This window comes from Pseudomonas sp. P4_C1 (assembly GCF_056402155.1).
Genome location: NZ_JBFUHY010000002.1, coordinates 125088 through 144235 on the forward strand (window position 1 = coordinate 125088; position 19148 = coordinate 144235).

Consider the following 19148-nt stretch of genomic DNA (forward strand, 5'->3'; position numbering starts at 1 on the left):
CTCCCAAAGACCGCAGGGTCTTGCAGGCCAAACTACCTGGATGCCTTGCCCGATTCCTTGTAGGAGCGAGCTTGCTCGCGAAAAACCTGAGAACGTCGCGTTAAATCAGACTCCCCGCGTCATCGTTCACGTCCATCGCGAGCAAGCTCGCTCCTACAAGGGTTATCCACAAGCTCTTAGAAATCCTTGCACAACCGCAGCGCGTCGTAGATCGCGGCATGCACGTTGCGCTGTGCCACGCAATCACCGATGCGGAACAGCAGGTAGCCGTCGCCGCTCTGCTCCAGGCAAGGTTGCGGCTTGATCGCGAACAAGGCTTCAACGTCGATCTGGCCTTTGTTGCGGGAGCCTTCCTTCAAGGCGTAGTAGATTTCCTCGTCCGGGCGCACACCGTTTTCGATGACCACCTGGTCCACCACCCGCTCCTCTTTGGCACCGGTGTATTCGTTTTCCAGCACTGCCACCAGCTTGTCGCCTTCGCGGTAGACCTTCTCCAGCATCATGTCGCCGGTCATGATCACTTCTTTCGGGTACATGCTGCGGTAGTACGTCGGGAACGACGTGCCGCCAATCGCCACGCCCGGCTTGATGTCGTCGGTGACGATTTCGACCTGGCTGCCCTTGTCCGCAATGAAGTCGGCGGTAGACATACCGGTGAACTCGCAAATGGTGTCGTAAACCAGCACGTTCTTGCCAGGCAGAACCTTGCCGTCGAGCACATCCCAGCTGCTGACCACCAGGCCTTCAGCCGCACCCCAGTGTTCGTTCTGCTCGATGAACGGATGTCCACCGACAGCCAGCACCACCACGTCTGGACGCAGGTCCATGATGGTCGGCGCATCCGCCGCAGTGCCCAGGCGCAGATCGACTTTCAACCGAGCCAGTTCCAGCTGGTACCAGCGGGTGATACCGGCGATCTGGTCCCGTTGCGGTGCTTTCGAAGCGGTGGTGATTTGGCCGCCGATGAATTCTTTCTTCTCGAACAGGGTCACGTTGTGGCCACGCTCGGCGGCAACGCGAGCGGCTTCCATCCCCGCAGGGCCGGCGCCAACTACCACCACTTTGCGTTTCACGCCGGTGGTTTTTTCGATGATGTGTGGCAGGCCCATGTATTCACGGGAAGTTGCGGCGTTCTGGATGCACAACACATCCAGGCCTTGGTATTGACGGTCGATGCAGTAGTTGGCGCCGACGCACTGCTTGATCTGGTCGATCTGGCCCATCTTGATCTTGGCGATCAGGTGCGGGTCGGCGATGTGGGCGCGGGTCATGCCGACCATGTCGACGTAGCCGCCCTCCAGAATGCGCGTGGCCTGGTTCGGGTCCTTGATGTTCTGCGCGTGCAGCACCGGAACCTTGACCACCTCCTTGATCCCGGCCGCCAGGTGCAGGAACGGCTCGGGCGGGTAACTCATGTTCGGAATCACGTTGGCCAGGGTGTTGTGAGTGTCGCAACCCGAGCCGACGACGCCGATGAAATCGAGCATGCCGGTGTCGTCGTAATACTTGGCGATCTGCTTCATGTCTTCGTGGGACAGGCCGTCCGGGTGGAACTCATCACCGCAGATGCGCATGCCCACGCAGAAGTCGTCACCGACCTCGGCGCGCACGGCTTTCAAGACTTCCAGGCCGAACTTCATGCGGCCTTCGAAGGTACCGCCCCATTCGTCGGTACGCTTGTTGACGCGCGGGCTCCAGAACTGGTCGATCATGTGCTGGTGCACGGCCGACAATTCCACGCCGTCCAGGCCACCGGCCTTGGCACGACGCGCAGCCTGCGCATAGTTGCCTATCACCCGCCAGATTTCTTCCGGCTCGATGGTCTTGCAAGTGGCACGGTGCACCGGCTCACGCACGCCCGACGGCGACATCAACGTTGGCCAGTTAAAGCCGTCCCAACGCGAGCGACGACCCATATGGGTAATCTGGATCATGATCTTGGCGCCGTGCTTGTGCATAGCATCGGCCAGATTCTGGAAGTGCGGAATGATGCGGTCGGTGGACAGGTTCACCGAGCTCCACCACTCCTGCGGGCTGTCGATCGCCACGACGGACGAGCCACCACAAATCGCCAGGCCGATCCCGCCCTTGGCTTTCTCTTCGTAATACTTGACGTACCGGTCGGTGGTCATGCCGCCGTCGGTGGCATAAACCTCGGCGTGCGCGGTGCTGAGCACGCGGTTGCGGATGGTCAGTTTACCGATCTGGATCGGTTGGAACATTGCTTCGAAAGCCATGGCGGGTTCCTCGACTTACAACGGCTTGACGGTGAACAAACCGTCTTCGTGGCCCTCTTCGGAGCCACCGTAGACTTGCTCGGCCACGGTGCGGATCTTGCTGCCGCGAGCGGCCAGGATCTGGTCCATGGCCCCTGCAAACCAGCCAGTGAACATGTAGTCGACCTTACGTCCGACCTTGCCGTACACATAGACGAATGCCGAGTGTTCGAGCTTGACGCTGGCGGTGCCTTTGTCGAGATCGATGTCCTGAATCTTGAACAGGCCCCAGCCGCGCTGCGACAGGCGCTTCATGTAGTGCTCGAACACCGCGACGCCTTCCAGGCCGTGGCATTCGGCTTCTTTTTCACACCAGTGCCAGGCGGACTTGTAGCCGGCCTTGTAGAGGATTTCGGCATAGGCTTCAGCGCCCAGCACTTCCTCGATGCCCATGTGGTTGTTGACGAAGAAATGGCGCGGCACATACAGCATCGGCAGGGCGTCGGAGGTCCAGACACCGGTTTCGCTGTCGACTTCGATTGGCAATTGCGGGGCGATTTTGGCCATGGAAACTTGACTCCAGAAAATTCGTTGCGTTGCCCGCTGCACGGACGGCAGCGGGAAAGGATTCAGAGATGCGGCGGCTTATTCGCCCCAAACGTCCTTGAGGACATTCACCCAGTTCTCACCCATGATCTTGCGCACCACGCGCTCGGAGTGGCCGCGCTTGAGCAGGGTCTCGGTCAGGTTCGGGAACTCGCCCACGGTGCGGATGCCCAGCGGGTTGATGATCTTGCCGAAGCTGGTCAAGCGGCGGGCGTAGCCCTTGTCGTGGGTCAGGTATTCGAAGAAGTCCTGGCCATGGCCCTGGGTGAAGTCGGTGCCGATGCCGATCGCGTCTTCGCCAACCAGGTTCATGGTGTATTCGATCGCTTCGGCGTAGTCGTCGATGGTCGAATCGATACCCTTGGCCAGGAACGGCGCGAACATGGTCACCCCGACGAAACCGCCGTGGTCGGCAATGAACTTCAGTTCTTCATCGGACTTGTTGCGCGGGTGCTCCTTGAGCCCCGACGGCAGGCAGTGGGAGTAGCAGACCGGCTTCTTGGATTCGAGGATGACTTCTTCGGACGTTTTCGAGCCGACGTGGGACAGGTCGCACATTACGCCGACCCGGTTCATCTCGGCGACGATTTCACGACCGAAACCCGACAGGCCGCCGTCACGCTCGTAGCAGCCGGTGCCCACCAGGTTCTGGGTGTTGTAGCACATCTGCACAATACCGACGCCGAGCTGCTTGAACACCTCGACGTAGCCGATCTGGTCTTCAAACGCGTGAGCATTCTGGAAACCAAAGAGAATGCCGGTCTTGCCCTGTTCCTTGGCCTTGCGGATATCGGCGGTGGTGCGCACCGGAATCACCAGGTCGCTGTTCTCGCGGATCAGCTTCTGGCTCGCGGCGATGTTGTTGACGGTGGCCTGGAAGCCCTCCCACACCGACACGGTGCAGTTGGCCGCGGTCAGACCGCCTTTGCGCATGTCTTCAAACAGCTCGCGGTTCCACTTGGCAATAATCAGCCCGTCGATAACGATGCTGTCGGCGTGCAATTCGGCTGGGCTCATCAGGCTGTCCCCTTATTAGCGATTCATGCGCCGAATCGTCTGCCGGCGCTTTGGGCCAGCATATGCCTCGGTGCCCAAGCAGCCGGGTGCAAAAACGACAGGGGAATTGCCGAAAGCGTCAATCCGCGACAAAGGGTCGTCGCCAGGCACTATCACCGACCTGTTCAAGGCCCTCGGCTTGGGCCAGAATTCGCCGCATCACTGGAATAGAGCGGCGACCTGAATGAAATCCATCCTTCTGGCTTTGGCACTGATTGCGACCGGCGTACACGCAGCCGAGGTGTCCGACGACAACCCGTGCGACAAAGTCGAAAACGACGTCCAGACCCTCGAGTGCTCGGCCTTCAGCAAAACCACCGCCGAAGACTTGCTCAAGGAAAACCTCCAGGGCCTGAACGACCGCATGCAGTCGCAGTACGGCAAAAACCCGTCGCAACTGGCCGACATCACCGCCAAGATCAAAGCCGCCCAACAGCAATGGCTGAAGACCCGCGACGCCGACTGCGCCGTCGAAGCCTTCCCGGCCACCAGTGGCAGCAAGGCGTTCACCATTGCCCAGAACGATTGCATTGCGCGGATGAGCGACGAGCGGTCGGAGTTTTTGGAGTCGATTGGGCAGGAATAGTCCTGAATGTCCCGCTGAAAGCTGGCACTACCACCAGCTTTCAATCGCCAAAAAAACCTTTTCCCGCAAAGCACTCTGATCTGACCTACAGCTTCTGTCCAAAGCCGCTGCTCTGCGGACTTTTCACGCAACATGCCGACAAATGTTGTTGATGGCCAACCATAAAAATATAAGTAAAGATTCGCAAATCTTATAAAAGACTTATATTCTTCCATGAACAGCATTCACTGGACTCGAAAGGCCGTTAAGCAACTCTTGAGATTGCATTCCGTTCACCAGATTCAGGTTCGTGATGCCATCACGGCGCTCGCTGGCATGCCTGAGGCAGGCAATGTCAAAGCACTGGTCGGTCATGACTATGCTTATCGACTGCGTGTCGGTAACTATCGGGTCATGTTTGATTGGGATGGCGCGATCAAAGTGGTCAGTATTCAAGAGGTCAAAAAACGCGATGAACGCACCTACTGACATTCAAATCATCAACGACGCCGAAGGCAATCCAGCCTTCGTGGTCATTCCCTATGCACAATACGTGGCGCAGAAAATCGAGCCCGACTTGATCCCTCATGAGGTGGTGAGCCGCATCGTCGATGGCGCTACCCCTATCCGCGCCTGGCGCGAACACTTGAACCTTACCCAGGATGAAGTGGCCAAACGCATGGGCATAACCCAGCCTGCCTTTGCCCAACAGGAAACCGTCGCCAAGCCCCGTAAAGCCACTCGCGAAAAAATCGCTTTGGCATTTGGCATCACTGCCAGCCAGCTTGAACTGTAAGCTGCACACCCTCTGTCACTAATGGGATTGAACATGAAAGTCTGCGGCATCGAAATCAAAGGCAGCGAAGCAATCATCGCCGTGGCCACCCTGGACGGTCAGGCACTGGGCCATGTCGCGCTCGCCACCAAGAAAATTGCCCTGGACGATGATGACGAAGCCGCCAACGTCAAAGTGTTTGCCGCTCAGGTCGCTTCGTTTGTCCGTGAGAATTCCATCGACCGCATCGCGATCAAGAAGCGCAGCAAGAAAGGCGAATTCGCTGGTGGGCCGACCACGTTCAAGATCGAAGGGGTTTTCCAGTTGCTGGAGAGTTGCGAGGTAGCCCTACTGTCGCCGCAGACCATCAATGCCCAGGCCAAGAAGCACAATTTTGAGCTGCCGGGGACGCTGAACAAATATCAGCATGAGGCCTATAAGGCAGCGTGTTCGGCATTGGTGAAGAAGTAACCTGATCCTCCAGGCACCAAAGAACTAATGTGGGAGCGAGCTTGCTCGCGATGGCGGTGTATCAGTCAACATCAATGTGTCTGACAGACCGCTATCGCGAGCAAGCTCGCTCCCACAGGTTTCTCCAGTGTTTTCAGAATCACGCCTTGGCGGTACGCCGATCTTCCCTCGGGCACCGCTCATACTTCGCCCGATAACTGCGGGTGAAATACGACGGCGATTCAAACCCGCAGGCAATGCTCACTTCAAGCACGCTCATGTCCGTCTGTCGCAGCAGCTGCCGGGCTTTCTCCAGCCTTAACCGCAGGTAGAAATTGCTCGGCGTGTCGTTCAGATGCAGGCGAAACAGGCGCTCCAACTGTCGCCGCGTCACCTTGATCGATTCCGCCAGTTCCAGCGTGCTCAGCGGCGGTTCGCTGTGCTGCTCCATCTCGCCAATCACATGCACCAGCTTCTTGTTGCTGATGCCGTAGCGCGTGGCGACTTCCATGCGCTGGTGGTCTTTGCGCGGGCGGATACGGCCGAGTACGAATTGTTCGCTGACCTGGATCGCCAACTCCGGGCCGTGGGCCTGGGCGATCAGATCCAGCATCAGATCAATGGAGGCGGTGCCGCCGGCGGAAGTAATGCGCCGACGGTCGATCTCGAACAGCTCCTGGGTGACGCTGAGCTGTGGATAAGACTCCTTGAAGGCGTCGATGGCTTCCCAGTGCAGGGTCAGGCGATGGCCGTCGAGCAAACCCGCCTCGGCGAGGATGAAGCTGCCGGTGTCGATGGCGCCAAGGGTCACGCCTTCGTTGTCCAGCCGGCGCAGCCAGTGTTCCAGCGCCGGGGTGGCGAATTTGAGCGGTTCGAAGCCGGCGACCACCAACAGCGTCGCGCCTTTCTTCAGCGGCTCCAGCGCCGCATCGGCGTTGACCGACATGCCGTTGCTGGCCAGCACCGCCCCGCCGTCCGCGCTTAACACATGCCAGCGGTACAACTCGCCGCGAAAGCGATTGGCGACCCGCAGCGGCTCGATGGCCGAGATAAATCCAATGGCCGAGAAACCCGGCATCAACAAGAGGTAGAAATCCTGGGACATGGAGCGCACTCGCTGAGCAGGTAACAAGAGGGCGGGCAGCGTAGGGATGTTGATACGCCAGTTGCACGCGGCATTCAAGAGCACAGGTCGCTGCAGTGCAAGAGCTGGTCGCCGCAGTGCGCTTTCACGGCCGCTTAGCTGCGTAACTTGGCATCACCGGCGCACAAAGACGACCGGACCCACAATAACGAAACTGCCGAGGAACCTGAGATGAAACGACTGATCAGCAGCTGTGTTCTTGCACTCAGTGGTACCGCTTTGCTGAGCGCCAGTGTCATGGCCGCCGAACCCGCCGCGTGCCAGAACGTGCGCATGGGTGTAGTGAACTGGACCGACGTGATCGCGACCAGTGCCATGACCCAGGTATTGCTCGATGGCCTCGGCTACAGCACCAAACAAACCAGCGCCTCCCAGCAAATCATCTTCGCCGGGATCCGCGACCAGCGTCTGGACCTGTTCCTCGGCTACTGGAACCCGCTGATGACCCAGACCATCACCCCGTTCGTCGACGCCAAACAAGTCAAGGTGCTTGAAGCACCAAGCCTGCAAGACGCCCGCGCGACCCTCGCCGTGCCGACCTACCTCGCGGACAAGGGCCTGAAAACCTTCGCTGACATCGCCAAATTCGAAAAAGAACTGGGCGGCAAGATCTACGGCATCGAGCCTGGCTCGGGCGCCAACACCCAGATCAAGGCGATGATCTCCAAGAACCAGTTCGGCCTCGGCAAGTTCCAGCTGGTCGAATCCAGCGAAGCCGGCATGCTCGCCGCCGTGGATCGCGCCGTACGTCGCAACGAAGCCGTGGTGTTCTTCGGCTGGGCGCCGCACCCGATGAACGTCAACGTGAAAATGACCTACCTCACCGGCAGTGAGAACGCCCTTGGGCCGGACGAAGGCAAGGCCACGGTATGGACCGTCACCGCGCCGACATACGCCGAGCAATGCCCGAACATCAGCCGTTTGCTGACCAACCTGACCTTCACCGCCGAAGACGAGAGCCGGATGATGCAGCCGCTGCTGGATCACAAGGACGCTTTCGAGTCGGCCAAACAATGGCTGAATGATCACCCGCAGGACAAAAAACGCTGGCTTGAAGGCGTCACCACCTTCGATGGCAAACCGGCCTCTGCAAACCTGAAACTGACCAGTAAATAAACCCGATTGAACCACCGACTCGCAGCCCTGATGGGCTGCGAACGGGATCACTACGCCTGGCCAAAACCAAAAACTCGCCTGTAAGGAACCGCCTCATGAACCACGACGTCATCATCACCTGCGCACTCACCGGTGCTGGCGACACGACCGCCAAGAGCCCACACGTGCCGGTCACCCCGAAACAAATCGCCGCTGCCGCCGTGGAAGCCGCCAAGGCCGGCGCCACCGTGGTTCACTGCCATGTACGCGACCCGCAAACCGGCAAGTTCAGCCGTGACGTGGCGCTGTACCGCGAAGTGATGGAGCGCATCCGCGAGGCGGACGTGGACATCATCGTCAACCTCACCGCCGGCATGGGCGGCGACCTGGAAATCGGTGCCGGCGAGAATCCGATGGAATTCGGCCCGAACACCGATCTGGTCGGCCCGCTGACCCGTCTGGCCCACGTCGAAGAACTGCTGCCGGAAATCTGTACCCTCGATTGCGGCACCCTGAACTTCGGCGACGGCGACACCATTTACGTGTCCACCCCGGCGCAACTGCGCGCTGGTGCCAAACGCATCCAGGAGCTGGGCGTTAAAGCCGAGCTGGAAATCTTCGACACCGGTCATCTGTGGTTCGCCAAGCAAATGATCAAGGAAGGCCTGCTCGACAACCCGTTGTTCCAGCTGTGCCTGGGTATCCCTTGGGGCGCGCCGGCGGACACCACCACCATGAAAGCCATGGTCGACAACCTGCCGGCCGATGCGGTCTGGGCCGGCTTCGGTATCGGTCGCATGCAGATGCCGATGGCAGCGCAAGCGGTGTTGCTCGGCGGCAACGTCCGAGTCGGACTGGAAGACAACCTGTGGCTGGACAAGGGCGTGCTGGCGACCAACGGCCAACTGGTCGAGCGCGCCGGCGAAATCCTCAGCCGCCTCGGCGCCCGCGTCCTGACCCCGGCTGAAGGCCGGGCAAAAATGGGCCTGACCAAGCGCGGTTAATTCAAAACAACTTTCCCCCTGTGGGAGCGAGCCTGCTCGCGATAGCGGTTTACCTGCCTCAATTGATGCATCGGATGTACCGACGCCATCGCGAGAAAGTTCGCTCCCACAGTTTTTTTTCCGAGCCAGATTCAGGAATCGACCATGAGCTTTATCACCGAAATCAAAACCTTTGCAGCGTTAGGCAGCGGTGTCATCGGCAGCGGCTGGGTATCCCGCGCCCTCGCCCATGGCCTGGATGTAGTGGCCTGGGACCCGGCACCCGGCGCTGAAGCCGCCCTGCGCAAACGCGTCGCCAATGCCTGGGGCGCGCTGGAGAAACAAGGCCTGGCGCCGGGTGCTTCGCAAGATCGCCTGCGCTTTGTCGCGACTATCGACGAGTGCGTGCGCGATGCCGATTTCATCCAGGAAAGCGCCCCGGAACGCCTGGAACTGAAACTGGACCTGCACAGCAAAATCAGCGCGGCAGCCAAACCCAATGCATTGATCGGTTCCAGCACCTCCGGTCTGTTGCCGAGCGAGTTCTACGAGAGCGCCACGCACCCGGAACGCTGCGTGGTCGGTCACCCGTTCAACCCGGTTTACCTGCTGCCGTTGGTGGAAGTGGTCGGCGGCAAAAACACCGCCCCTGAAGCGGTGCAAGCGGCGATGAAAGTCTATGAATCCCTGGGGATGCGCCCTCTGCATGTGCGCAAGGAAGTGCCGGGCTTCATCGCCGACCGTCTGCTCGAGGCGCTGTGGCGTGAGGCACTGCACCTGGTCAATGACGGTGTGGCGACCACCGGTGAAATCGACGATGCAATCCGCTTCGGCGCCGGTTTGCGCTGGTCGTTCATGGGTACGTTCCTGACCTACACCCTGGCCGGTGGCGATGCCGGCATGCGTCACTTCATGGCGCAGTTCGGCCCGGCGTTGCAGTTACCGTGGACCTACCTGCCGGCACCGGAGCTGACCGACAAGCTGATCGACGACGTGGTCGATGGCACCAGCGATCAACTGGGCAAACACAGCATTTCGGCGCTGGAGCGCTATCGTGATGACTGCCTGCTGGCGGTGCTGGAGGCGGTGAAGACCACCAAAGAGAAGCATGGGATGGCTTTCAGCGAGTAAGCCCAAGCTTTGGGGCCAGCAGCACTGGCCCGATCGCGAGCAAGCTCGCTCCCACAGGGGATCTGCTGAGTGACATAGATTGTATTCACACTGCAAATCACTGTGGGAGCGAGCTTGCTCGCGATAGCGGCAGTCCAGTCACCACACAAATTGGATCAGAAACCATGCCCACCCTCACCACCTACCAAACCACCATCATCCCAGACTGGGTCGACTACAACGGCCACCTGCGCGACGCCTTCTACCTGCTGATTTTCAGCTACGCCACCGACGCGCTGATGGATCGCCTGGGCCTGGACAGCAACAGCCGCGAAGCCAGCGGCAACTCGCTGTTCACCCTCGAACTGCACCTCAACTACCTGCACGAAGTGAAGCTCGACGCCCAAGTCGAAGTGCACACTCAAATCATTGCCCACGACAGCAAGCGCGTGCACCTCTATCACAGCCTGCATCTGGTCGGTGATGCCCAGGAACTCGCCGGCAACGAACAGATGCTGCTGCACGTGGATCTCGCCGGGCCGCGCTCGGCACCGTTCAGCGAACTGTCCTTGGGCCGACTGCAAGCCATTGTCGCCGAACAGGCGGACCTGCCAACGCCCGAGTACATTGGCCGAGTGATCGCATTACCCCCAAAAAAATAACAAGGAGATCGCCATGAACACCGCCGCAGCATTTGCCGACTTTCGTACCTATCCGTTGATCAGCGCGCTGACTGGCGTGCAGACCCTGGCGGACCGTGTTCTGGTGAATTGGGCCGACGATCGCGTCAGCCCTTTCCACCATCAATGGCTACGGGATAACTGCCCGTGCCCGCAGTGCGTCTACACCGTGACCCGCGAGCAAGTGCTGGAAATCGTCGATGTGGCTGAAGATCTGACACTTGAACAAGTGCACATCGACACCGAAGGTTGCCTGTCGGTTGACTGGCAGGACGGCCACAGCAGCCGCTTCGACCCCGGCTGGCTGCGCGCCCACGCCTATGACGACGAGTCCCGCGCCGAACGCCAGGCACGCAAGCCGAAAGCCAGGCTCTGGCACAGCGATTTGCAGTTGCCGGTGTTCGAGTATCAAGCGCTGATGAACGACACCGACGCCTTGTTACAATGGTTGTTGGCGGTTCGGGATTTCGGATTGACCCAGGTCCGTGGTGTACCCACCGAACCCGGCTCCCTGAAACTGATCGCCCAACGGATTTCCTTCATCCGCGAGAGCAATTTCGGCGTGCTGTTCAACGTGCAATCCAAGGCCGACGCCGACAGCAACGCCTACACCGCCTTCAACCTGCCGCTGCACAGCGATTTGCCAACCCGTGAGTTGCAACCGGGGCTGCAGTTCCTGCATTGCCTGGTCAATGACGCCGAGGGTGGCGAGAGCATTTTTGTCGATGGTTTTGCCATCGCCGACGCCTTGCGCCGGGAAGACCCCGAATCCTTCAAAAACCTCTGCGAAATCCCCGTGGAGTTTCGCAACAAGGACCGTCACAGCGACTACCGCTGCCTCGCGCCGATCATTGCCCTGGATGCGTTGGGGCAGGTGTCGGAAATCCGCATGGCGAACTTTCTGCGCGGACCGTTCGATGCGTCGGTGGAACAGATGCCCAGGCTCTATCGCGCCTACCGGCGCTTTATCGCGATGACCCGCGAGCCTCGGTTCAGGTTGATGCAGCGGCTCAATCCCGGGGAGTTGTGGTGCTTCGACAACCGCCGCACCCTGCATGCCCGCAACGCCTTCGACCCCGCCACCGGGGCGCGGCATTTCCAGGGTTGCTATGTGGACCGGGATGAGTTGTTGTCGCGCATCCTAGTGCTACAACGTTAAACCGCGTCATCGTTCATCGTCGGAACGCAGCCCGGAGCAAGCCCGCTCCCACAGGTTTGGCGTTGTTCGCCAAACCTGTGGCAACCCCGATCCTGTGGGAGCGTGGCTTGCCCGCGATGGCGTCCGGACAGACACCTCATATTTCCCTGATTCACAGACAAAAAAAACCCCGATCAAGCCGTGACAGGATCGAGGCAGAGGGTACTGAGGAGCTGCCGTGCGAGGGTGACCAAACCTTCGTGAAGCGAGCTGAGTCCAGTGTGCCCACTACCCCGCGAGCCAGGTTAGCCGAAAACGACATGTTCATAACCAATTGAGCCATTGCGACAATTCGCCCTTGCCGACACCCGGCACCACCACCAGAATCGAACCACGACACCGTTCCCTGAAGAAGGATTGCGTCATGATGCACGCCGATTTGATAGACCAGGAAGACCTGTTGGGCCAGCTCAAGTCGTTGGGGTTCAACGTGCCCAGTGGCGCCACCGCCGAGCAGGCTTGCGAGTGCGTGGTAAGGGGCTTGGACGATGCGCGAGCGTATGAGCTTCGCAAGATGGTCAAGGAGATGTACACCAGCAGCGCGACGATCCTGCCGGCGGTGCGCCAGGCCATCGACAAACAATTGCTGCCGGCGTTGTCGGAGTACCAGCAAAGCCATCGCGGCTGATAGATCCAATCGCGAGCAAGCTCGCTCCCACAGGGCTTTGTGTCGAACACAAAATTGATGTTCTGGCACAGAACCTGTGGGAGCGAGCTTGCTCGCGATGAAGGCGCTGCGGTCTAGAGCCTTACGCTGGCAAACGTCGACTCATTACGCGCCTGGCTCAGCGCCGACAACGGCCCGGACAACGGCGACAGCACCAGCGCTTGCGGCAGCGGCATCATCGCCACCTGCTGGGTAGTGTTGGACCCTACGCGCTCGTCACGCGGTGGAATGCCGAAGTATTCGCGGTAGCACTTGGAGAAGTGCGGCGTGGACACGAAACCGCACACCGACGCCACTTCGATTATCGACATCGGCGTTTGCTTGAGCAATTGCCGGGCGCGGATCAGACGCAGCTTCAGGTAATAGCGCGACGGTGAGCAGTGCAGGTACTTCTGGAATAGCCGCTCCAGCTGACGTCGCGAAACGGCGACGTACACCGCCAGTTCGTCGAGGTCGATCGGCTCTTCGAGGTTGGCCTCCATCAGCGCCACGATTTCCTGCAATTTCGGCTGGTTGGTGCCGAGCATGTGCTTGAGTGGCACACGCTGGTGATCCTGCTCGTTGCGGATGCGCTCGTAGACGAACATTTCCGAAATGGCGGCCGACAGTTCACGCCCGTGATCGCGGCTGATCAAGTGCAGCATCATGTCCAGCGGCGCGGTGCCGCCCGAGCTGGTGAAACGGTTACGGTCGAGGGTGAACAAGCGGGTGCTCATCGCTACACGGGGGAAAGCTTCCTGCATCGCCGCCAGGCATTCCCAGTGCACGCTGCAATCAAAACCGTCGAGCAGGCCGGCGCAGGCCAGGGCCCAGCTGCCGGTGCACACCGCGCCGAGGCGGCGGGACTGGCGGGCCTGGCTTTGCAGCCACGACACGTGTTCGCGGGTAACCGTGCGCTGGATGCCGATGCCACCGCAAACAATCACGGTGTCCATTGGCGGGGCTTTGTGCATGGAGGCGTCGGGGGTGATCTGCAGGCCGTCACTGGCCCAGACCTGACCGCCATCGACGGTGAGTGTGGTCCAGCGATACAGCTCGCGACCGGACAATTGGTTGGCCATGCGCAGGGGTTCCACTGCGGAGGCCAGAGAAATCAGCGTGAAATTGTCCAGCAGCAGAAAGCCGATGGATTGAGGCGCACGGTTCTGGGGTTGGGCCCCGGAGTTGAACGTCGTCATCGCGGTATCTCCTCACACAAAGCGGGTGATGGCCTCAGGCGGAGGCTCTTTTTATGGCCATCGTTCTCGCGTGGGAGACGGGCTTTGTAATGACAGAGCAATTGCCATGCCTATTTTTGAATGCGCGTTCAATAACTCCTGAAAACGACGTCGGAATGTGTCTACATATGTCTTGCAGGGCAGGGGGATTTAAATGGCCATCAGGGCTGGCAAGCGCCCTGGCCCAAGAGCTGTGAGCAATTCGGTAGCACTTGTGGGAACGGCGTTGCGCCGCGATGGAAAGGAGTGTCACCGCAGGCACGGGTGACGAGCGGTCGAAGGCTGGTTGGTGCCCGATCACTGGCAAGGCGATTTATCTGTTAGCGACGCGCTAAAAGGTGGCGCGTTTTCGAGCTGATGTTCACTTAGCGCGCAGTTTTGACTGGTCTGGCGCTATCGCGAGCAAGCTCGCTCCCACAGGGATCGAGGTGAACACAATTTTTGTGACCGACGCAAAACCTGTGGGAGCGAGCTTGCTCCGGGCGGCGTTCCGACGATGAAGGCGACTCGGTCTCAGCACTCCACCGCACTAACCGCCAACCCACCCCGCGATGTCTCTTTATATTTGTCATGCATATCGGCACCGGTATCGCGCATGGTGCGGATCACCCGGTCCAGCGAGATAAAGTGCTGGCCATCGCCCCGTAATGCCATTTGCGCCGCATTGATCGCCTTCACTGCGGCAATCGCGTTGCGCTCGATGCACGGCACCTGGACCAGTCCACCCACCGGGTCGCAGGTCAGGCCGAGGTTGTGCTCCAGACCGATCTCCGCCGCGTTGCACAGTTGCTCTGGTGTGGCGCCAAGAATTTCCGCCAGCCCGGCCGCCGCCATGGCGCAGGCCGAACCGACTTCGCCCTGGCAGCCGACTTCGGCACCGGAGATCGAGGCGTTCTTCTTGCACAGGATTCCCACTGCCGCCGCACTGAGGAAGTAGTCAACGACATTGGCGTCGGTCACCGCTTCGCTGAACTTCATGAAGTAGTGCAGTACCGCCGGAATGATCCCCGCCGCGCCGTTGGTCGGTGCCGTGACCATGCGCCCGCCGGCAGCGTTTTCTTCGTTGACCGCCAGGGCGAACAGGTTGACCCACTCCATGGCGCTCAAGGTCGAGCCGATCACGTTGGGTTTGTTCAGCTCCTGCAGGCTGCGGTGCAGCTTGGCCGCGCGACGGCGCACGTTCAGCCCGCCGGGCAGGATGCCTTCGTGCTTCAGGCCTTGTTCGACGCAATCCTGCATGGCGCGCCAGAGCTTCATCAGGCCGCTGCGAATTTCTTCTTCGCTGCGCCAGACCTTCTCGTTGGCCATCATTAATTCAGCCACGCGCAGGTTGTGCTTTTTACACAGCTCCAACAGCTCGGCCGCACTGGAAAAGTCATAAGGCAACACGGTGCGGTCGAGGTCGACGACACCGCTGGAGGCCTGAGCCTCATCGACGACAAAACCGCCGCCGACCGAATAGTAGGTGTCGCGATGCAACTCGCCGTCATCACCCTCGACTATCAAGGTCATGGCGTTGGGATGGAATGGCAGGTTCTCGTCGATCAGGCGCATGTCCCGGGCCCAGATGAAGGGCACCGGCAAGCGACTGTCGAGCAGCAGCGTATCGGTTTCGCGCAGGGCGGCGATGCGGATGCCGATTTGCGACGGATCGATCGCATCCGGCCACTCGCCCATCAGGCCCATGATCACGGCATTGTCGCTGCCGTGGCCGATACCGGTGGCCGACAAAGAGCCGAACAGCTGGACTTCGACACGCCGCACCTGCTCAAGCAGCCCGCGCTCGCGCAAGCCCTGCACAAACAACGCCGCCGCCCGCATGGGCCCCACGGTATGTGAACTGGAAGGGCCGATGCCGATTTTGAACAGGTCGAAAACACTGATAGCCATTACTGCCGAACTCCTGGATGGGCCCACTGCGCACGCAAAAGCGCACGGTGACGGAGCTGCTACGCTCAAGCTGCAATCCGCCGAGATGAGCGCATCATCAAGCTTTTATCCAGTTGTTCGACGTCTCTAACCGACGCACTCATGCCCACCAGCGCCGCGTGTCTTTTACGCCGTGTTTTCGCCGTTTTTTTGCGGTTCAGAGGGGAAAATCGGGCTGAAAAAATCTGTAAACGACGTCACCGACACTGGATGCGACCATCCCTGTACTGGATACGACGCACCCTGTAGGCGTCAGATTTTCACTGGTACATGATCATATCGACTCGATTGCAAGGCGACGTGGTAGAGCTGTCTCCAGAACGCCACCCAACCGCAACCTATAAGTGCGGTGGTCCAGTCGGAACACTGCCAAAAAAAACACCAAGGAGTCCATCCATGAAAGGTTCCCCGTCGTTGTTGTTGGCCGCCATGCTTAGTCTGCCGGTTCTGGCGCAAGCCGCAGAACCGGCACAGTGCAGTACCGTAAACTTCTCCGATGTCGGCTGGACCGACATCACCGCGACTACCGCGACCACCAGCGTCGTGCTCAACGCCCTCGGCTACAAGACCAAGACCACCATGATTTCCGTGCCCGTGACCTACAAGTCCCTGGCCGACGGCAAGAACATGGACGTGTTCCTGGGCAACTGGATGCCGACCATGGAAAACGACATCAAGGCCTACCGCGATGCCGGCACCGTGGAAACCGTGCGCACCAACCTCAAGGGCGCCAAGTACACCCTCGCCGTCCCTCAGGCGCTGTACGACAAGGGCCTGCATGACTTCGCCGATATCGCCAAGTTCAAGAAAGAGCTCGACGGCAAGATCTACGGCATCGAGCCTGGCAACGACGGCAATCGTCTGATCCAGTCGATGATCGACAAGAACGCCTTCGGCCTCAAGGACGCGGGCTTCAAGGTCGTCGAGTCCAGCGAAGCCGGCATGCTGTCGCAGGTCGACCGCGCGCAGAAACGCGACACCGCCGTGGTGTTCCTCGGCTGGGCGCCGCACCCGATGAACAAGCGCTTCAAGATTCAATACCTGACCGGTGGTGATGACTTCTTCGGCCCGGACTTCGGTGCCGCCACCGTGGCGACCAACACCCGCAAGGGTTACGCGCAGGAGTGCGGCAACGTTGGCCAGTTGCTGAAGAACCTGGAGTTCACCGTCGACATGGAAAGTGAACTGATGGGCAACATCCTGGACGACAAGATGAAGCCTGACGCGGCCGCCAAGGCCTGGCTGAAAAAGAATCCACAGGTGCTCGATACCTGGCTCGCTGGCGTGACCACCATTGACGGTAAATCTGGCCTGGAGGCCGTGAAAGCCAAACTGACGCCTTGAATTAGGGAGCATCGCTTATGCCGGACGGCCCACACCGTCCGGGCTGTTAATTACCTTGCATGCGGACGTTCACTACCATGCTGATTGATCAGAAAATACCCCTAGGCCAGTACATCGCGAGCTTCGTTGAATGGTTGACGCAACACGGCGCCAGCACCTTCGACGCCATCGCCGTGACACTGGAAACGATGATCCACGGCGTGACGTTTGCGCTGACCTGGTTCAACCCGCTGGCACTGATCGGCCTGATCGCACTACTGGCACACTTCATTCAACGCAAATGGGGCCTGACCGCGTTTGTCGTTGCCTCCTTCCTGCTTATCCTCAATCTGGGGTACTGGCAGGAAACCATGGAAACCCTCGCCCAGGTGCTGTTTGCCACCCTGGTCTGCGTAGTCATCGGCGTGCCGCTGGGCATCGTCGCCGCGCACAAGCCGATGTTCTATACTTTAATGCGTCCGGTACTCGATCTGATGCAGACCGTACCGACCTTCGTGTACCTCATTCCTACCCTCACCCTCTTCGGGCTGGGTGTGGTGCCGGGTCTGATCTCCACGGTGGTGTTCGCGATTGCCGCGCCCATCCGCCTGACCTACCTGGGTATCCGCGATGTTCCGGAAGAATTGATGGACGCCGGCAAGGCCTTTGGCTGCTCGCGACGTCAGCTGCTCTCGCGAATCGAACTGCCCCACGCCATGCCGAGCATCGCGGCCGGTATCACCCAGTGCATCATGCTGTCCCTTTCGATGGTGGTGATCGCGGCACTGGTGGGCGCCGATGGCCTGGGCAAACCGGTGGTCAATGCACTGAACACTGCTGATATCGCCCTGGGCTTCGAAGCAGGCCTGGCGATCGTACTGCTGGCGATCATGCTCGACCGTATCTGCAAACAACCCGACGCCAAAGTAGGGGGTGACGCATGAGCATTATTCGCTTCGATAACGTTGACGTTATCTTCTCCAAGGATCCACGCGAGGCGCTCAAGCTGCTGGATCAAGGCATGACCCGTAACGAGATCCTGAAAAAGACCGGGCAGATCGTGGGGGTCGAAAAGGCCAGCCTGGATATCGAAAAAGGTGAAATCTGCGTACTGATGGGCCTGTCCGGCTCCGGCAAGTCCAGCCTGCTGCGCTGCATCAACGGCCTCAACACTGTCAGCCGTGGCAAGTTGTTCGTCGAGCACGAAGGCAAGCAGATCGACATCGCTTCCTGCAGCCCCGCCGAACTGAAAATGATGCGCACCAAGCGCATTGCGATGGTGTTCCAGAAGTTCGCCCTGATGCCTTGGCTGACCGTTCGCGAAAACATCAGCTTCGGCCTGGAAATGCAGGGTCGTCCCGAGAAAGAACGACGCAAACTGGTGGACGAAAAGCTTGAGCTGGTGGGCCTGGCCCAGTGGCGCAACAAGAAACCCGATGAGCTGTCCGGTGGTATGCAGCAACGCGTGGGCCTGGCCCGTGCCCTGGCGATGGACGCCGACATTCTGCTGATGGACGAACCGTTCTCGGCACTCGACCCACTGATCCGCCAGGGCCTGCAAGACGAACTGCTGGAACTGCAACGCAAGCTGCACAAGACCATCGTCTTCGTGAGCCACGACCTTGATGAAGCGCTGAAACTCGGCAGCCGTATCGCGATCATGAAAGACGGCCGGATCATCCAGTACAGCAAGCCGGAAGAAATCGTCCTCAACCCCGCGGACGACTACGTGCGGACCTTCGTGGCTCACACCAACCCGCTGAACGTACTGTGCGGTCGCAGCCTGATGCGTACCCTGGACAACTGCAAACGCATCAACGGTTCGGTATGCCTCGATCCGGGCGGCGATTCGTGGCTGGACCTGGCCGAAGGCAACACTATCAAGGGCGCTCGCCAGAACGGGTCTGCGCTGGACTTGCAGAACTGGGTACCGGGTCAGGCCGTTGAAGGCCTGGGTCGTCGACCAACCCTGGTGGACTCGAACATCGGCATGCGCGATGCGTTGCAGATTCGTTATCAGACCGGCAACAAGCTGGTGCTGCACGACAACAACAAGGTGGTGGGGATTCTCGGCGACAGCGAGCTGTATCACGCGCTGCTCGGCAAGAACCTGGGGTAAGGCAACAGAAACGAA

19 protein-coding genes are annotated in these 19148 nt (G+C 59.8%); 13 read left to right on the top strand and 6 right to left on the bottom strand.

Annotated elements, in window-relative coordinates; genetic code table 11:
- Positions 1 to 176 precede the first annotated feature (176 nt).
- The 3 genes from dgcA to AC1DU9_RS02040 all read right to left on the bottom strand — a co-directional run bounded on the left by dgcA (position 177) and on the right by AC1DU9_RS02040 (position 3839).
- Positions 177 to 2237, bottom strand: a complete 2061-nt coding sequence (gene dgcA / locus AC1DU9_RS02030) for a dimethylglycine demethylation protein DgcA (protein WP_056726570.1) — start codon at positions 2235 to 2237, stop codon at positions 177 to 179.
- A gap of 15 nt (positions 2238 to 2252) precedes the next feature.
- Entirely contained in the window at positions 2253 to 2783 is a 531-nt protein-coding gene (locus AC1DU9_RS02035) for a DUF5943 domain-containing protein (RefSeq protein ID WP_008048169.1), read from the bottom strand.
- A gap of 78 nt (positions 2784 to 2861) precedes the next feature.
- Entirely contained in the window at positions 2862 to 3839 is a 978-nt protein-coding gene (locus AC1DU9_RS02040) for a dipeptidase (RefSeq protein ID WP_108216971.1), read from the bottom strand.
- Positions 3840 to 4062: 223 nt separating this feature from the next.
- Here AC1DU9_RS02040 and AC1DU9_RS02045 point away from each other — a divergent pair, with 223 nt between their 5' ends.
- The 4 genes from AC1DU9_RS02045 to AC1DU9_RS02060 all read left to right on the top strand — a co-directional run bounded on the left by AC1DU9_RS02045 (position 4063) and on the right by AC1DU9_RS02060 (position 5689).
- Positions 4063 to 4464, top strand: coding sequence for a lysozyme inhibitor LprI family protein (locus AC1DU9_RS02045; RefSeq protein ID WP_223456803.1), 402 nt, complete (start codon positions 4063 to 4065; stop codon positions 4462 to 4464).
- A 213-nt stretch (positions 4465 to 4677) separates the two neighbouring features.
- Positions 4678 to 4932, top strand: a complete 255-nt coding sequence (locus tag AC1DU9_RS02050) for a type II toxin-antitoxin system RelE family toxin (RefSeq protein ID WP_056726567.1) — start codon at positions 4678 to 4680, stop codon at positions 4930 to 4932.
- The gene (locus tag AC1DU9_RS02055) at positions 4916 to 5239 is read left to right on the top strand and encodes a helix-turn-helix domain-containing protein (RefSeq protein ID WP_056726566.1); all 324 of its coding nucleotides are present in this window, start codon (positions 4916 to 4918) and stop codon (positions 5237 to 5239) included. The genes AC1DU9_RS02050 and AC1DU9_RS02055 overlap by 17 nt, the downstream gene beginning before the upstream one ends.
- A 33-nt stretch (positions 5240 to 5272) precedes the next feature.
- Entirely contained in the window at positions 5273 to 5689 is a 417-nt protein-coding gene (locus tag AC1DU9_RS02060; protein ID WP_108216975.1) for a DUF3010 family protein, read from the top strand.
- Between the two features lie 139 nt (positions 5690 to 5828).
- Here AC1DU9_RS02060 and AC1DU9_RS02065 read toward each other — a convergent pair whose 3' ends face one another.
- Positions 5829 to 6773: a GlxA family transcriptional regulator gene (locus tag AC1DU9_RS02065; RefSeq protein WP_223456801.1), complete on the bottom strand. Its 945-nt coding sequence runs from the start codon at positions 6771 to 6773 to the stop codon at positions 5829 to 5831.
- A gap of 210 nt (positions 6774 to 6983) precedes the next feature.
- Between AC1DU9_RS02065 and choX the strand changes: the two genes are divergently transcribed.
- The 6 genes from choX to AC1DU9_RS02095 all read left to right on the top strand — a co-directional run bounded on the left by choX (position 6984) and on the right by AC1DU9_RS02095 (position 12506).
- Complete coding sequence (gene choX, locus AC1DU9_RS02070) at positions 6984 to 7928, top strand: choline ABC transporter substrate-binding protein (RefSeq protein ID WP_223456799.1); 945 nt, start codon at positions 6984 to 6986, stop codon at positions 7926 to 7928.
- A gap of 95 nt (positions 7929 to 8023) precedes the next feature.
- Positions 8024 to 8911, top strand: coding sequence for a 3-dehydrocarnitine:acetyl-CoA trimethylamine transferase CdhC (gene cdhC, locus AC1DU9_RS02075; protein WP_008048151.1), 888 nt, complete (start codon positions 8024 to 8026; stop codon positions 8909 to 8911).
- Positions 8912 to 9055: 144 nt separating this feature from the next.
- Complete coding sequence (locus AC1DU9_RS02080) at positions 9056 to 10021, top strand: L-carnitine dehydrogenase (RefSeq protein WP_223456797.1); 966 nt, start codon at positions 9056 to 9058, stop codon at positions 10019 to 10021.
- A 164-nt stretch (positions 10022 to 10185) separates the two neighbouring features.
- Positions 10186 to 10662 (top strand): thioesterase family protein, encoded by a 477-nt coding sequence (locus AC1DU9_RS02085; protein WP_223456795.1) that lies wholly within the window; start codon positions 10186 to 10188, stop codon positions 10660 to 10662.
- 13 nt (positions 10663 to 10675) lie between these two features.
- Positions 10676 to 11839: a gamma-butyrobetaine dioxygenase gene (locus AC1DU9_RS02090; protein ID WP_223456792.1), complete on the top strand. Its 1164-nt coding sequence runs from the start codon at positions 10676 to 10678 to the stop codon at positions 11837 to 11839.
- Between the two features lie 403 nt (positions 11840 to 12242).
- Positions 12243 to 12506 (top strand): hypothetical protein, encoded by a 264-nt coding sequence (locus tag AC1DU9_RS02095; RefSeq protein WP_223456790.1) that lies wholly within the window; start codon positions 12243 to 12245, stop codon positions 12504 to 12506.
- Between the two features lie 113 nt (positions 12507 to 12619).
- Here AC1DU9_RS02095 and gbdR read toward each other — a convergent pair whose 3' ends face one another.
- Positions 12620 to 13723 carry a choline metabolism transcriptional regulator GbdR gene (gene gbdR / locus AC1DU9_RS02100; RefSeq protein WP_007975492.1) on the bottom strand — a complete coding sequence of 368 codons (1104 nt, stop codon included), beginning with the start codon at positions 13721 to 13723 and terminating at the stop codon, positions 12620 to 12622.
- Positions 13724 to 14275: 552 nt separating this feature from the next.
- Positions 14276 to 15652, bottom strand: coding sequence for an L-serine ammonia-lyase (locus AC1DU9_RS02105; RefSeq protein WP_477809688.1), 1377 nt, complete (start codon positions 15650 to 15652; stop codon positions 14276 to 14278).
- 435 nt (positions 15653 to 16087) lie between these two features.
- Here AC1DU9_RS02105 and AC1DU9_RS02110 point away from each other — a divergent pair, with 435 nt between their 5' ends.
- The 3 genes from AC1DU9_RS02110 to choV all read left to right on the top strand — a co-directional run bounded on the left by AC1DU9_RS02110 (position 16088) and on the right by choV (position 19133).
- Positions 16088 to 17035: a choline ABC transporter substrate-binding protein gene (locus tag AC1DU9_RS02110; protein WP_477809689.1), complete on the top strand. Its 948-nt coding sequence runs from the start codon at positions 16088 to 16090 to the stop codon at positions 17033 to 17035.
- A 77-nt stretch (positions 17036 to 17112) separates the two neighbouring features.
- Complete coding sequence (choW, locus tag AC1DU9_RS02115; RefSeq protein WP_110662211.1) at positions 17113 to 17958, top strand: choline ABC transporter permease subunit; 846 nt, start codon at positions 17113 to 17115, stop codon at positions 17956 to 17958.
- Entirely contained in the window at positions 17955 to 19133 is a 1179-nt protein-coding gene (gene choV, locus AC1DU9_RS02120; protein ID WP_218431157.1) for a choline ABC transporter ATP-binding protein, read from the top strand. The genes choW and choV overlap by 4 nt, the downstream gene beginning before the upstream one ends.
- Positions 19134 to 19148 lie beyond the last annotated feature (15 nt).